This window comes from Eggerthella sp. 1_3_56FAA (genome assembly GCF_000185625.1).
Classification (GTDB): domain Bacteria; phylum Actinomycetota; class Coriobacteriia; order Coriobacteriales; family Eggerthellaceae; genus Eggerthella; species Eggerthella lenta.
Map to the genome: position 1 here is coordinate 385,693 of NZ_GL622581.1, position 13,876 is coordinate 399,568.

General features: G+C 65.1%; 8 protein-coding genes. 5 read left to right on the forward strand and 3 right to left on the reverse strand.

Annotated features, from left to right (window positions below; genetic code table 11):
* The first annotated feature begins 65 nt into the window (after positions 1-65).
* Positions 66-2,039, forward strand: coding sequence for an MDR family MFS transporter (locus HMPREF1023_RS11925; RefSeq protein ID WP_009306617.1), 1,974 nt, complete (start codon positions 66-68; stop codon positions 2,037-2,039).
* 148 nt (positions 2,040-2,187) lie between these two features.
* On the forward strand, positions 2,188-4,140 hold the full coding sequence (locus HMPREF1023_RS11930; RefSeq protein ID WP_009306618.1) for a hypothetical protein: 1,953 nt from the start codon (positions 2,188-2,190) through the stop codon (positions 4,138-4,140).
* Between the two features lie 360 nt (positions 4,141-4,500).
* On the opposite strand, the gene recN is transcribed toward HMPREF1023_RS11930, so the two are convergent.
* Together recN and HMPREF1023_RS11940 are read right to left on the reverse strand one after the other, a co-directional pair.
* Entirely contained in the window at positions 4,501-6,216 is a 1,716-nt protein-coding gene (recN, locus tag HMPREF1023_RS11935; RefSeq protein ID WP_009306619.1) for a DNA repair protein RecN, read from the reverse strand.
* A gap of 148 nt (positions 6,217-6,364) precedes the next feature.
* A complete protein-coding gene (locus HMPREF1023_RS11940) occupies positions 6,365-8,347 on the reverse strand; it encodes a leucine-rich repeat protein (RefSeq protein ID WP_009306620.1) in 1,983 nt (660 codons plus the stop codon).
* Between the two features lie 148 nt (positions 8,348-8,495).
* Between HMPREF1023_RS11940 and HMPREF1023_RS11945 the strand changes: the two genes are divergently transcribed.
* The 3 genes from HMPREF1023_RS11945 to HMPREF1023_RS11955 all read left to right on the forward strand — a co-directional run bounded on the left by HMPREF1023_RS11945 (position 8,496) and on the right by HMPREF1023_RS11955 (position 12,856).
* A complete protein-coding gene (locus HMPREF1023_RS11945) occupies positions 8,496-10,097 on the forward strand; it encodes a VWA-like domain-containing protein (protein ID WP_009306621.1) in 1,602 nt (533 codons plus the stop codon).
* A 119-nt stretch (positions 10,098-10,216) separates the two neighbouring features.
* Entirely contained in the window at positions 10,217-11,731 is a 1,515-nt protein-coding gene (locus HMPREF1023_RS11950) for an ATP-binding protein (protein ID WP_009306622.1), read from the forward strand.
* A gap of 105 nt (positions 11,732-11,836) precedes the next feature.
* Positions 11,837-12,856, forward strand: a complete 1,020-nt coding sequence (locus HMPREF1023_RS11955) for a YhcG family protein (protein ID WP_009306623.1) — start codon at positions 11,837-11,839, stop codon at positions 12,854-12,856.
* A gap of 116 nt (positions 12,857-12,972) precedes the next feature.
* Here HMPREF1023_RS11955 and HMPREF1023_RS11960 read toward each other — a convergent pair whose 3' ends face one another.
* Positions 12,973-13,752, reverse strand: a complete 780-nt coding sequence (locus tag HMPREF1023_RS11960; RefSeq protein WP_009306624.1) for a MerR family transcriptional regulator — start codon at positions 13,750-13,752, stop codon at positions 12,973-12,975.
* Between the last annotated feature and the right edge of the window lie 124 nt (positions 13,753-13,876).

A 13,876-nucleotide genomic window follows, 5' to 3' on the forward strand; every position in this document is an offset into this window, starting at 1 on the left:
GTTAGCTGCAAGCTCCCCTTCAAAGGCGTTTTTGTTCGCAGCGCACATTCGGAAGGAACAGGTATATGGGTTTAACGCGCAAGCAGATCGTCATGCTGGCCGTGCTGGTGTTCGGCACGTTCGTGACGGTTCTGAACCAGACCGTCGTCGCCCCGGCGCTGCCGTCGGTCATGACCGAGATGAGCGTCGACGCCTCCATGGCGCAGTGGCTCACCACCGGCTTCACGCTGGTGAACGCCATCATGATCCCCATCACGGCTTTCTTGACGGACCGCTTCACCACCAAGCGGCTCTTCCTCGTGTCCATGGTTATCTTCACGTTGGGCAGCTTCCTTGCGGGCTGGGGTCCCAGCTTCGTCGTGCTGCTGCTGGGCCGGCTCGTGCAGGCCGCCGGCGCGGGCATCCTCATGCCCCTTGTGATGACGGTGCTCATGTGGACGTTCCCCGTGGACAAGCGCGGTACGGCCATGGGCCTGTTCGGCATCGTCATCGCGTTCGGCCCCGCCATCGGCCCCACCGTGGCGGGCGTCATCATCGACCGCTACACCTGGCACGATATGTTCTACATCATCACCGCGCTGTCGGCCGTCGTAGTGCTTATCGGCGCGTTCGTGCTGCAGAAGGGCGGCGAAACGAAGAAGGACGTCACGCTCGACGTGCCCTCCGTCATCCTGTCGTCGCTGGGTTTCGGCGGCCTATTGTACGGCCTGTCCACCATCGGCTCCTACGGCCTGCGTGCCGACGCTATCGCCGGCACGCTCGTTGGCGCGGTAGCGCTCGTGTTCTTCTTCCGACGCCAGCTGAAGATGGAGAAGCCCATGCTGCAGGTGCGCGTGCTGCAGAACCGCAAGTTCCTCATCGCCACGATCATCGGCATGTTGGTGCAAGGCGCGCTTTTGGCTGCAGGCATCTTGGTGCCTATCTACCTGCAGTCGCTCATGGGCTACTCCGCCACCGTGTCCGGCCTCGTGTTGCTGCCCGGCGCCATCATCATGGGTGCCATGGGGCCCATCGCCGGCCGTCTGTTCGACAAGCACGGACCGCGCGTGCTGGCGCTCGTGGGCATGGGCGTGCTCACGCTGACTACGTTCTGCTTCGCATTCCTGAGCACCGAAACCGGCATCATCACCTTGACCCTTCTGTACACCGTGCGCCTGTTCTCGCTGTCGCTGGTGAACATGCCCATCACCACCTGGGGCATGAACGCGCTCGACAACGAGCTGGTGAACCACGGCACTTCGGTGAACAACACGTTCCGCCAAGTGGCGGGCTCGCTGGGCACCGCCATCATCGTTTCGGCCTCCACTATCGCCACGAACATGAGCTCCCGGACGATGACTCCCACGCAAGCCAGCATCTTCGGCATCGACGTGGCGTTCGCCCTAGCCGGCGCGCTGTGCCTCGTCGGCTTCGTCATGGTCGTGGCGCTGGTGAAGAACAAACCGGGCGAGGCCGCCGAGAAGGATCGGGACAACTCCCGCCGCACGGTGCTGGAGTCCATCATGAAGCGCGACGTGTACACGCTGCCCGCCAACGCCACCGTGGCCGAAGCCATGCAGGTGCTGATGGACCGGCACATCAGCGCCGCCCCGCTGGTAGACGAACAGGGCAAGGCCGTGGGCTTCGTATCCGACGGCGATATCATGCGCTACCTGTCGAAGCGATCGCAGATGCTGATGGACCCCGTGGTCATGATCATGCAGACCGTGGACGCCGACGGCGGCAACCAGGACTTCGCCCGCAAGCTCGACGAGCTCATGGGCATGCCGGCGAAGAGCATCGGCGCGAAGGGCATCATCGGCGTGGACGTGCATGCCGACCTTCCCGAAGTGTGTCGCGTGTTGGGCGAGAACCACTTGAAGAAGGTGCCCGTGCTGGACGAGGGCCAGGTGGTGGGCGTGATCAACCGCTCCGACATCACGCACTACTCCATGCAGCAGTACCTGGCCGAGCGCGACGCCGAAGCGGCGTCGAAACTGGAGCGCTCCGAGGAAGCCGCCGCGCTCCCCGACGACGAAGCGATGGCATCGTCCATCTAACGCGCCCTTCCCTTTTCGCTCCCCTGAGACGGCAGCCGCTTGGCTGCCGTCTTTTTTCGCAGCGCATCCCACCGCTTTCGCAGCGGTCGCCTACAGACTCCCCTTGCATGCTAGCATCTGAGCGTTAACCTGCCCGAAGGGAACTCCCATGAGAAAACGCCTGATCGCTCTTGCTACCGCCCTCGCATTCGTCTGCCTGCTCGACCCAAACGTCGCATTCGCGAGCGCTGTTCCCGTCACCATCGAAATCGGCGCCGACGGCGCGCCGATCGGCACGTCGGGAGAAGGCTGGACGTACGCCGACGGCAAGCTCACGCTTGGCGCGGGGCACGCGTTCACGTTCACGGGCCACGCGCTCAACGTCTCGAGCGAGAACCTCCTTCGGAACAAGGGCGTCATCGAGGACGGCACGTTCGTCGATGCGTCGCAGACGTCCGGTTTCGCCGTGCGCAACGAAGCGGGCGGCGTGATCAGGGGCGGCGCGTTCACCGCAAGCATCGGAAACGCGGGCATCATCGCAGGTGGAACCTTCAACAGCGACCCGAACGATCCCACAAAATCGTACGTGAGCACCTCCTCCGGCACCATCACGGGCGGCACGTTCGACTGCATGGTCATGGGGATGAGAAGCGGCGCGATCGAGGACGGCACGTTCAACGAGTCCGTGAACATATTCAAAGGCTTCGCCATCAACGGCGGAACGTTCAACGGAGAGGTGAACAGCGGCAACAGCTCCAACCTCGGCGGCTCCATCTGCGGAGGCACGTTCAACGGCCGCATGCAGAATCAGGGAACCATCGAGGACGGCGTGTTCCACGGAACCGTGCAAAACGCATCCAACAACGCCGGCGCCGGCGCCATCGCGGGAGGCACGTTCAACGGCTACGTGAACAACTACGACGGCGCCGTGATTTCGAGCGGCACGTTCAACGACGGCGGCGAAAACAACAACGTGACCAACGACGGCACGATACGCGGCGGCGAGTTCAACATCGGAGTGGACAACGGCGGAGCCATCGAAGGTCAGGGCGTATTCAACGCATACGTGCAGAACGGATACATGAGGTTCGATCCCGACGAGAACCGATCCTGCACCATCAAAGGCGGCACGTTCAACTCGGATGAAATAGACAACTTCGGAACCATCGAAGGCGGTACGTTCAGCGGCAAGATTCTCAGCAGGGGCGTCATCGCGGGCGGCGCGTTCTCCTCCACCAGCTCCGTGACAAGCAACGACGAAGACACCACCACCGGCGGCGGCACCATATCCGGCGGCACGTTCGACGGCACCGTAACCAACGGCGATCCCGACCCCGACTACAACAACGCCGTCCTGACGGGCGGCACGTTCAACGGCAGCGTGACGAACCACGGAACCATCGCAGGCGGCACGTTCCTTAGCGACGTGACCAACCGAGGCGTCATCGAAGGCGGTATCTTCGAGAACGTCATCAGCGACCAGGGCGGCACCGTGACCTCGTGCGCGTATCCGCTGCGCGCGAACCTGACCGGGCTGTCCATTGCCGCGGTACCCAGCGCAATGCCGAAGAACACGGCTGCAGGCTTCCCGGCGGAACCGTCCGCCGCGTTGACCGCCGCGTTCGAGAAGGACGGCGCAGATGCGAACCTCTACCAGCTGAGCGCGAACGAAGGCTACCTGCTGCCCGACGCGATCGACGTGCGCTGCGGGGCGGCCGACGGGCAAACGCTCGCACTGGCCGCGGGCACCGATTACACGTACGACCCGGCCACCGGCGCGATCGCGATCAAGAAGAGCGTCGTCACCGGGCCGTTGCTCCTCGCGGCGCAGGGCGCGGCGGCTCCCACGCCCCCGGTTCCCCCAACGCCGGACACGCCGGCGCCCGCTCCGGAACCCGAGACTCCAGCACCGAAGCCGGAGTCGAAGCCCGATGCGCCCAAGCCCTTGCCAAGCACGACCGACTCCAAGCAGGCACCGGCGAACGCCGCCGCACTCGCCGCGACGGGCGATGCGCCCCTGCCGCAAATTGCGCTGGGCATCGCGCTTCTCGCCGGCGGCGTAACGCTGACCTGCGCGATCGCCATGCAGATCACGCGGAAAAAGCGGAGCAACCGCTCGTAGCCAACGAGAGAGGGCACCGGCAACGGACAGGGCACGTCGAGCGCCAGCACGGCGGGTCCTTGCACGAAACGCGTCCTTTTTTGCACAAAAAGACGCGACGTTTGATATTTCGCGGTCGCAGCTTGCAGCAGCAATTCGAGCAGCCGAAGAAAACAGCAGGTCAAGGAAGCGCGCTTCCCAACAAGGGAGCGCGCTTTCGTTTTGTCGCGCCTTTTCTCAGCCCCGTGCGTCAAACGTCGCATCTTTTTGTGCACCGCAGGGGAAATCTCCAGCACAACCGCCATCGGCAGACAACGCAACGGGGATCGCCGCTAACAGCGAACGGCGCGGAACGCAAGAAAAACGAGTCGCCCGCTTGGGCTATCCGGCCGCTCGGGCCAGCATCTCGCGCGCGTGCGCAAGCGATGTCTCGGTAGCATCGCCCGACAGCATGCGCGCGATTTCGGCGGGACGCTCGCTTTCGGGCAGCTGCCGCAGGTCGGTTTCGGGCATGGCCCCCTCGTCCCCCGCAGCCTTGCGCACCACGTAGTGCGCCTGGCCTCGGACGGCCACCTGCGCGAGGTGCGTGACGACGATCACCTGGTGCGTGCGCGCCAAATCGGCCAGCACGTCGGCCAGCGCCACGGCGGTCGAACCTCCCACGCCCGCATCCACCTCGTCGAACACAAGCGTGTCCACGTCGTCGACCTCGCCCAGCACCACCTTCACGGCCAGCATGACGCGGCTGACCTCGCCGCCCGATGCGATGCGCGCGAGCGGACGCGCCTGCATGCCGGCGCCAGGTCGGAACAGGAACTCCACGGCCTGCGGGCCCGCCTTCGTCCACTGAACGCGCTCGAGCGGTGCGAGGTCGCACACCAGCTGCGCCCCGCCCATTTCCAGGCGATCCATCTGCGCCGTCACGGCTTCGGCGAACCGCGGGGCGGCCTCGGCGCGCGCGTCGGCCAGCGCGGACGCCGCCTGCGCGAGCGCCTCTTCGGCCAGGTCGAGCTCCCGCTGCGCCGCGCGTTCGCGCTCGGCGGCATCGTCCACGAGCGATACGAGGTCGGCCGCTTCGGCGCGACGCGCCAGCACGTCTTCCATGCGCGGACCGTACGTGCGCAGGAGCCCTTGCAGCGAAGCCATGCGCTCTTGCTGCTGCGCCAGCGTCTCGGGGTCGAACTCCACGCCCTCGCGGTAGTCGCGCGTCTCGCGCGCCATGTCCTCCAACACGTAGCCCGCCTCGCGCAACGCGTCGGCGAACTCGCCCAGCTTGGCATCGTAACGCGCCGCACCGTCGAGCGCCGCCACCGCGCTGCCCAGCGCGTCGATGGCCCCCTGCTCGCCCGCAAGCGCCTCATGCGCCCCGTTCGCAGCGACAGCCAATGCCTCAGCATGCTCCACGCGGGCGAGGTCGTCCAGCAGCTCGTCGTACTCGCCCTCGCGCGGATCCACCGCGTCGATGCGCTGCAGCACGAAGCGCGCCTCGTCGAGCTTGGCCGAGGACGCCTCGCCCGCCTCGCGCACGCGCGTCAGCTCGGCCGCCGCCGCGTTCGCCGTCGCGAACGCCTCCTCGTAGGCGGTGCGCGCCTGTACCACCGCGTCGCCCGCCCAGGCATCGAGCATACGAACATGTTGGGACGTTTTCATGAGCTGCTGGTGCTCGTGCTGACCGCACAAGTCGATGGTGGGAGCAATGGCGCGAGCCAGCTCGCCGACGCTGGCCATGCGGCCGTCGATGGACACGCGCGAACGCCCGTCCGAGGTTACGCGGCGCATGGCGACCAGCTCGACGGGAACGCCGTCGTCCGCCTCCCCGCTTTCAACCGCGTCAGCGGAAGACCGGCCCGCAAGATCGTCGGAAGACGCAAAGCCGGAAAAGACGGCGCCGTAGAACCTCCCCGACACGGAGAGGGCTTCCTCGCCGTCGCGGACGGCGTCTTTGTCGGCGCGCGCACCCATGAGCAGCTTCAACGCCGAGAGCAGCGCCGTCTTGCCCGCGCCCGTCTCGCCCGTGAGCACGGTCAGCCCGCGCGCCGGCACCAGCGTCGCCTCGCGGATCAGCGCCAGGTTCTCAACTTGGATCTCGTCGATCATCGCGCACCTCTTACAGCCTCGTTCGTTCCAGAGCCATCAAGTATAGCAGCGCGAGGGCGCGCCGCCGAAGCGGATTCGCCCAGTCGCTCAAACCGCTTAAACCTAGCGCAGGGTCCACGCCTTTCCGACGCGCGTTACGCGCCGTGGCTCACAGCGCGAACCGCTCCTTCGCGCTCGTCGGCTTGGCCTGGGCGCGATGATGCTCCATGAGGTACGCCACGCAGTCGGTGCGGTTGCAAGCGCGCAAAAGCTCGATCTGCCGATCGAACGAGGCATCGTCGATAAAACCGGCCTTGACCAGAGCTTCCACCATGTTCCGATCTCCCTCGCGCGCGATGCGCTCCTGGGCCTCGCGCCCGTAGCCCCGCAGGTGCGACACCAGAACCGAGCGCATGTCGTCGGCGAGCCGGTAGGGTACGGCCAGCCGGTGCAGCAGCGCGCCCAAACGATCGGGCAGGTTTTTCCCCGACCGCAGAAGCTCGTCGTAGCGCCCGAAGTCGAACGGAACGCCGTCGGAGGCGTCCGTCAGAAAGCAGGTGAGCAGCTGATCGGCCGACACGTGCACGATCGCCCCCACGTGCGACAGGCGGCACACCGCGTACTCGAAGCTGCCCTCCCCGACCGAGCGCACGCTCGCCGGGATAAGCACGGGCCCCTCCAGCTTACGCGACCAGAAGCAGTGCGCGCCGATGGAAACCAGCCCTTCGGGAAGGATCAGGCGCTTCGTGCCGCGGCATGCGTTGTCGCGTTCGATGATGCGCACGGTTTCGGGTACCACCACCGAGGCCGGCGCGAACGGCAGGGCCCTTACGCCGATGCGCACGAGCGGCCGCCCTTCCACCTGTCGCGGAAGCGCCAGCACGTCGCTCGCGCTGGCCGACACGTAACCCACGGTGGAGCCCGCTTCCCCCGAGGCCGCGAACTCCGTGGCCGCCTCGGCAGCCGCCGCAGCGGGCGAAAGCGCGCAGACGTCGGCATCGTCTGCAACCTCGTCTTTGCCGCGCACGGCCACGGCGCGCACCGCAGCCTGCTCGGCGAAGCGCCGCGACACCGATATCGGCTTCGGCGGCCCCGCTACCAGCACCGCGCCCTCCGCGTCGAAGTCGTACCAGCATCCTTCCAACTCGACGGCTGCCGGCCCCGCCAGACGGACGCCGCGCTTGCGAAGCGCGCGGTACGCGGGAGCCTCGACCGGGCAGCGCCAGACCGCGTCGTCCCAGCTGCGAGAGTCAACGCGCGCAAGCGCCGCCGAGCAGTCCACCACCGCAGGGGGCTCGCAACCGTCCGCAAACGCCGACGAAGCCACGCGCTCCACCCCATCGGGCAGGCTCACGCGCTCGCCGTACGGAGAGGCCAAGAACACGAGCTCCCGTCCGCCGTCCGAAAACAGGTTGCCCTCGCGCGCCAGATAGCTCGCGTTTCCGGCATCCACCGAATACTCCCGGCGCGCCAACCGCGGCGAGACTCCCGCCAAATCGCAGCGCTGCTCTCCTAGCTGGCTTACGCCGCGCCCGATATGGATCCGCTGCGCCGACATCGCTGCGAACGCGTTCGCAGCGATATGCTCCACCGTGTCGGGCACCACCAGAAGCAGCACCCCCACGCCCTGCACGAAGCGGCGCGCGAACGCTTCCACGGCCACGCGCACCACGGGGATCCCGTCCACGTACGCGGGCAGCAGAACCGCCAAATCGTCGCTCTGCCCCACCGCCGCAGCGAATCTCCGCAGATCGAACGCGGTCAGGGCATATCCGCCGGGCACCTGCCGCACCCCCACGGCTCCGCGGAGCCCTTCCTCCATACGAGCGCGCGGCGTCTCCTGCGCGTCGGCGGCATCGCGTTCGGCCGCCTGGGCAAGCAGCTCGTCGAACTCGCCCATCCACAGCGCGCCTGCGGAATACAGATCCCCCTCGCGACCCGCACCGCCCGCGACGTCGCCGGCTTCCCCTTCGGCAGCCCAGGCCCGATAAGCCGGAAGCTGCGGAGACCACACTTCGCCCTCCACCGCCCGCGCAGCCTCGACAACCTCCACATCGCGCGCGTCGAGGCGCACCGGATTCTTGATCGCATGATCAAGCAATTCTTCGATCGGCGCATGAGCACCATGATAGACCAGCGTGTTCTCCATCATAGTATTGTGCTACCTCCCAAAAACCTCTCGGCAACGAGCCTGTTTACCCTTGGCTTCCCCCATGCTACACTGCGGGAAGCGACGAAGGCAAGAGCCGCCGCGAAGCAAGCACGCGCTTCGCGCACGCACATTCGTTCAAAGGAGCATCATGGCCGTCGAAGCCGTCGAGCCGCTTGCCCGCCAAGCGCTCGACCTTGCGAAAAACGCGCTGCTCGTGAACCTGCGCTTCATGAACGCTGCGTTCGCGCGCCTGCGCCCTTTCCCCGTGCGCGATGCCACGCTGGCCACTGACGGCCTTCACATCCGCTTCGACCCCGCAACGCTCGCGCGCCTCTACGCCGCGGAACCGGCCGAACTCACTCGCGCCTATCTGCACATCGTGCTGCACAACGTGTTCCTGCACCTCTACCCCGGCCCGCACGTGGACGTTGCGCGCTGGGACGCCGCATGCGACATCGTCGTGGAACGCACCATCTCCGAACTCGACCTGCCCGCCACCCGCACCGCTCGCGCCGAGCGCCAGCGCGCGACCCTCGCGCGCATCGACGCGGCGCTGCCGCTGGCAACCGCAGAAACCGTGTACCGGTACCTGCAGGATGAGGGGCTCGACGATGCCGAGCTGGCCGATCTGCGCGCACCGTTCTACATGGACGACCATGAGCCCTGGTACCGCCTCGCAGCCGCAGAGGAGGCCCGCAAAACGAATTCGGAAGAGGGCGAACGCGATGAGGGGGCGGACGCGCAGGACGGAGCCGCGTCGGCCCAATCCGCCACGAGCGGAACCGACATGGAGATGCCGTCCGATGCCGACCAGGCGAAGCCGAACCACAAGTCGCACCAGGCGGTCAGCCAGGACGACATCGTGCAGAAAGAGGCTCCCGAACAGGTAGGACGCTCCATCGACGACCGCTTCGCCGACACGGTGAACCTAGATCGGTCCAAGGAGCAGTGGAAGAGCGCGGCCTACGAGATGGGCGTGCAGCTTGACGCCTACGCGAAGCTGTGGGGCGTCGAGGGCGCGAACCTTGCCATGAACCTGCGCGCCGTGACGCGCGAGAAGCAGGACTATCGCGAGTTCCTGCGCAAGTTCGCCCGGATGGGCGAGCAGATCCGCGTGAACGACGACGAGTTCGACTACGTTTATTACTGCTACGGGCTCAAGCGCTACGGCAACCTCCCGCTCATCGAGCCGTTGGAATACGTGGAAGAGCGGCGCATCCGCGACTTCGTCATCGCCATCGACACCTCGGCCTCCACCAAGGACGGCCTCGTGCGCCGTTTCATCGAGAAGACGTACGCCATCCTCAGCCAAGAGACCAGCTTCTTCGCCGACATGAACGTGCTCATCGTGCAATGCGACGCCGCCATCACGGACGTCGCGCGCATCTCGAACCTGCGCGATCTGGACGACTACCTGGACGGCCTCGAGATCAAAGGATTGGGCGGCACGGACTTCCGCCCCGTGTTCGCCTACGTGGACGACGCCGTGGAGCGCGGCGACCTCGTGAACCTGGGCGGCCTCATCTACTTCACCGACGGGCAGGGAACCTATCCCGCCCGCAAGCCCGATTACGACACCGCGTTCGTCTTCGTCGACGACGCCTCGGCCGCCGCGAGTCCGAACGTCCCTGCGTGGGCCATGAAAGTGGAGCTCGACGAAACCGTCGTATTGGAAGAAATGTCAGCAATGGAGGAACAGGGTTTCCGTGGCGAGTCGCATAGCCACGAAGCGCCGAGGAGCTTGAGCTAGCGAACAATCCGGTGAATTGTTCGCAAACACATTTCCCGGCCGAGCGGCCGGGTCGTGTGCGAAAGCGACGAGGGGGTGAGCGGCTAGGCGGCCGCCACGGAAAGCCGTCAGGAGGAATCATGGACATCCGTCAGGCAAAGCAGCAGATCAAAAACGCCATGCTGGCGTACTTTTCGAAGGACGAGTTCGGCAACTACCGTCTGCCCACCGAACGGCAGCGCCCCGTGTTCCTGCTGGGCGCGCCCGGCATCGGGAAGACGGCCATCATGGAGCAGATCGCCCAGGACCTCGACGTGGGGTTCGTGTCGTATTCGATGACGCACCACACGCGCCAAAGCGCGCTCGGCTTGCCGTTCATCGCGAAGAAGACGTACGACGGCGTGGAATACGACGTGTCCGAATACACGATGAGCGAGATCATCGCCGCCGTGTACGACGCGATGGAGGCCACCGGCAAGCACGAGGGCATCCTGTTCCTCGACGAGATCAACTGCGTGTCGGAAACGCTGACGCCCGCGATGCTGCAGTTTTTGCAGTACAAGATCTTCGGACGCCACCGCGTGCCTGACGGATGGATCGTGGTTACGGCCGGCAACCCGCCCGAGTACAACCGCACGGCGCACGATTTCGACATCGCCACCTGGGACCGCCTCAAGCGCATCGACGTGGAGCCTGATTTCGCCGCCTGGCGCGACTTCGCCGTGGAGACGGGCGTGCACCCCGCCGTGCTCACGTACCTCGACATCGAGCGCGATCACTTCTACCGCGTGGAGACCACCGTGGACGGCAAGTCGTTCGTCACGGCGCGCGGCTGGGACGACCTCTCCGCCATGATGAAGCTGTACGAGGAGCAGGACATCCCGGTGGACGAGCTGCTGATCGGCCAGTACGTGCAGAACGGTGAGATTGCGAAGCGCTTCAGCGTGTACTACGACCTGTTCACGAAGTACCGCGCCGACTACCAGATCGAACGCATACTGGAAGGCTCCGCGGAACAGAGCGTGGTCGAACGCGCCCGCGAGGCGGCGTTCGACGAACGGGTATCGCTCATGGGACTGATCACGGACGCCTTGGGCGGACGGTTGCGCGACGCCGTGATGGAAGAGCGCGCGGTGGAGTTCGCGCACGGACGGCTGGCGGCGATGCGGGATGCGCTGACCGTCGACGACGCGAACGCGCTGCCCCTCCTGCGCGAAGAAGCCGCCTCGCTCCAAGCACGCTTGGACACCGAGCGCAAAGCGGGCCTGCTGTCGGACGAGAAGTACGTGGCCTACCAGCGCGCGCTTGCGCTGATCGACCGCGCGCTGCGCTGCGACGCTGCGGGCGGCGGGGTGCCGTTCTCGCAGGTGAAAGCTTTGTTCGGGGAAATGGTCGATGCGCTGGACGCGCGCATCGCGGCCGTGTCGAGCGCTTTGGACAACGCCTTCCGCTTCGTGGAGGACGCGTTCCGCAATGGCCAGGAGATGCTGCTGCTGGTCACCGACCTGTCCGTGAACCGCTACGGCATGGCCTTCATCAACGACCACGGCTGCGAGCGCTACTTCGCTCACAACGAAGACCTCCTGTTCTACGAACGCGGCGCCGACCTGGCCGACCGCATCAACCGATTGGATCTGACGGAAGACGAGGCTTGATAAACGAACTGATGTTCTGTATAATGAAGCGCATCGTATTCACTGGTTGGGTGCTACCCTAACTTTCCCGCAAAGGACAGCCGCCTTCTCGAAAGGAGGCTGTCCATGGCGCAGATCTACGATCCTTCCCCGGACGAAGCCGTCTATCAATCGGTTCGCACCGCACTCGAAACCGCGCGCACGAAAGCGGCGGCGGCAGTCAACGACGCGATGGTTTCCGCATATTGGGAGATCGGCCGGCAAATCGTCGAAGCGCAGGGCGACCGCGCCGAATACGGCCAGCATCTGATGGAATACCTGTCCGAACGGCTGACAGCCGAATTCGGAAAGGGGTTCACGGAACGAAATCTTCAAGCTATGCGGCAATTCTATCAAGCTTTCCCAATTCCGCACACACTGTGTGCGGAATTGAGTTGGTCTCATTATCGCCTGATCATACGCATAGATGATCCCGTCCGTCGCGACTTCTACGTGCGCTCCGCCGTCGAAGAGCGCTGGACGGTGCGGCAGCTCGACCGGCAGATCCACTCGTTCTACTACGAACGACTTTTGGCCACTCGCGCAGAAGGAAAAGACGAGGTTCGACAAGAGATCCAGAACCTCGAGCCGCCAACTAAAGCCGACGGCATCCTCAAAGACCCTTACGTACTCGACTTCCTCGATCTGGGTGGCAACTCGAACTACCTGGAAACGGATTTAGAGCAAGCGCTCATGGACAAACTCCAGCAATTTCTATTGGAGTTGGGAAAAGGGTTCTCGTTCGTCGCGCGCCAGCAGCGAGTCAGCGCCGATGGCGACCACTACTACATCGACCTCGTGTTCTACCACTACATCCTCAAATGCTTCGTCCTGATCGACCTGAAAACCGGGAAGCTCACGCCCCAGGATGTCGGGCAGATGGACTTCTACGTTCGCCTATTCGACGACCAGTGCACCCAGCCTGACGACAATCCCACCATAGGCATCGTCCTCTGCGCGAATCGCAACGAAGCGGTGGCCAAGTATTCCGTCCTCGCCGATAAGAAGGGAATCTTCGCATCGCAGTACGTGCTCTGCCTGCCAACCGAGGAGGAGCTGTCGCAAGCCTTAGAAGCAACCTGCCTGCTCGCAAGCGAAGAAGAATAATCACGCTCCGGCAAAACTAAGCATCTTCGCTCGTAAAACACGCGTTGGGAGCCGAGGCGTGTTTTGCGAGCGAAGATGGCGCCCCGCCGCCGCGAAAGGCGGCGGGGCGCACATTCCTATGCGCAGTACGCCTTGATGGCATCGCGGAGGAATTCCGCAGCGCCGGGGGCGACAGCTTCGTAGTAGGCCTTGAAGCGATCGTCGGCCACGTACATCTCGGCCAGGCCGAGGTGCGCGGCCTTTGAGTACGTTCCGTCCTTCCAGAATTCGCACAGCCATTGGCGGTGCAGGTCGGCCGCGCGGTGCGCGTCCTCGCCCGTCGGATCGCCCGCAGCCATCGCTGCCGCCAGCGCATCCTTGACGCCCTGCTCCAGCTTCTGGGTTTGGCGGTACTGCTCGACGCTCATACCCATGAGCTTCGCGTTGCTCGCATCGGCCGCATCGTCGCCCCAGCGTTCGCGCACCTCCTTGCCGTAGTGCTGCTCGTTCTCGCCCACGAGGCCTTGTTTGAACGCCTCGAACTTCTCTTCGTCTTCCATAGTTGCAGAACCTTCCATACAGGCGAGCGTCTTCTCCACGCTCGCGATCAATCCGTCGAGACGCTGCTTGCGCGCGTGCAGCTCGCGCAGGTGGCCGGCCAGCGCGTCGCGCGCATCGAACGCGGGGTCGTCCAGCAAACGCCCGATGGCAGCAAGCGGCATGCCGCATTCCCGGTACAGCAGCACCTGATGCAGCCGGTCGACTTCGGCCGCGCCGTAGCGCCGGTACCCGTTGCTGGCGCGTTGCGCGCGAACGAGCCCCAGCTCGTCGTAATGATGCAGCGTGCGCACCGTGCATCCCGACAGCTCGGCCAACTCGTGCACCGTGTACCCGCCGCCCGCCCGTTCCCGTTCCATGAGCGCCTCCTTTCCTGCGTGCAACCAGCGTACACCCTCACGTTACGTGAGGGTCAACAGACGCGTGCAATTTTTTTCGACCGGATTGAGGTTGCGCGGCGCTCCCCTCGCCAGACGTTATTCG

What these genes read in the sequence shown, in the direction of transcription:
- HMPREF1023_RS11925 (WP_009306617.1), top strand. Translation starts at nt 66, where the DNA reads ATGGGTTTAACGCGCAAGCAGATCGTCATGCTGGCCGTGCTGGTGTTC.
- HMPREF1023_RS11950 (WP_009306622.1), top strand. Translation starts at nt 10,217, where the DNA reads ATGGACATCCGTCAGGCAAAGCAGCAGATCAAAAACGCCATGCTGGCG.
- recN (WP_009306619.1), bottom strand. Translation starts at nt 6,216, where the DNA reads ATGATCGACGAGATCCAAGTTGAGAACCTGGCGCTGATCCGCGAGGCG.
- HMPREF1023_RS11945 (WP_009306621.1), top strand. Translation starts at nt 8,496, where the DNA reads ATGGCCGTCGAAGCCGTCGAGCCGCTTGCCCGCCAAGCGCTCGACCTT.
- HMPREF1023_RS11960 (WP_009306624.1), bottom strand. Translation starts at nt 13,752, where the DNA reads ATGGAACGGGAACGGGCGGGCGGCGGGTACACGGTGCACGAGTTGGCC.
- HMPREF1023_RS11940 (WP_009306620.1), bottom strand. Translation starts at nt 8,347, where the DNA reads ATGATGGAGAACACGCTGGTCTATCATGGTGCTCATGCGCCGATCGAA.
- HMPREF1023_RS11955 (WP_009306623.1), top strand. Translation starts at nt 11,837, where the DNA reads ATGGCGCAGATCTACGATCCTTCCCCGGACGAAGCCGTCTATCAATCG.
- HMPREF1023_RS11930 (WP_009306618.1), top strand. Translation starts at nt 2,188, where the DNA reads ATGAGAAAACGCCTGATCGCTCTTGCTACCGCCCTCGCATTCGTCTGC.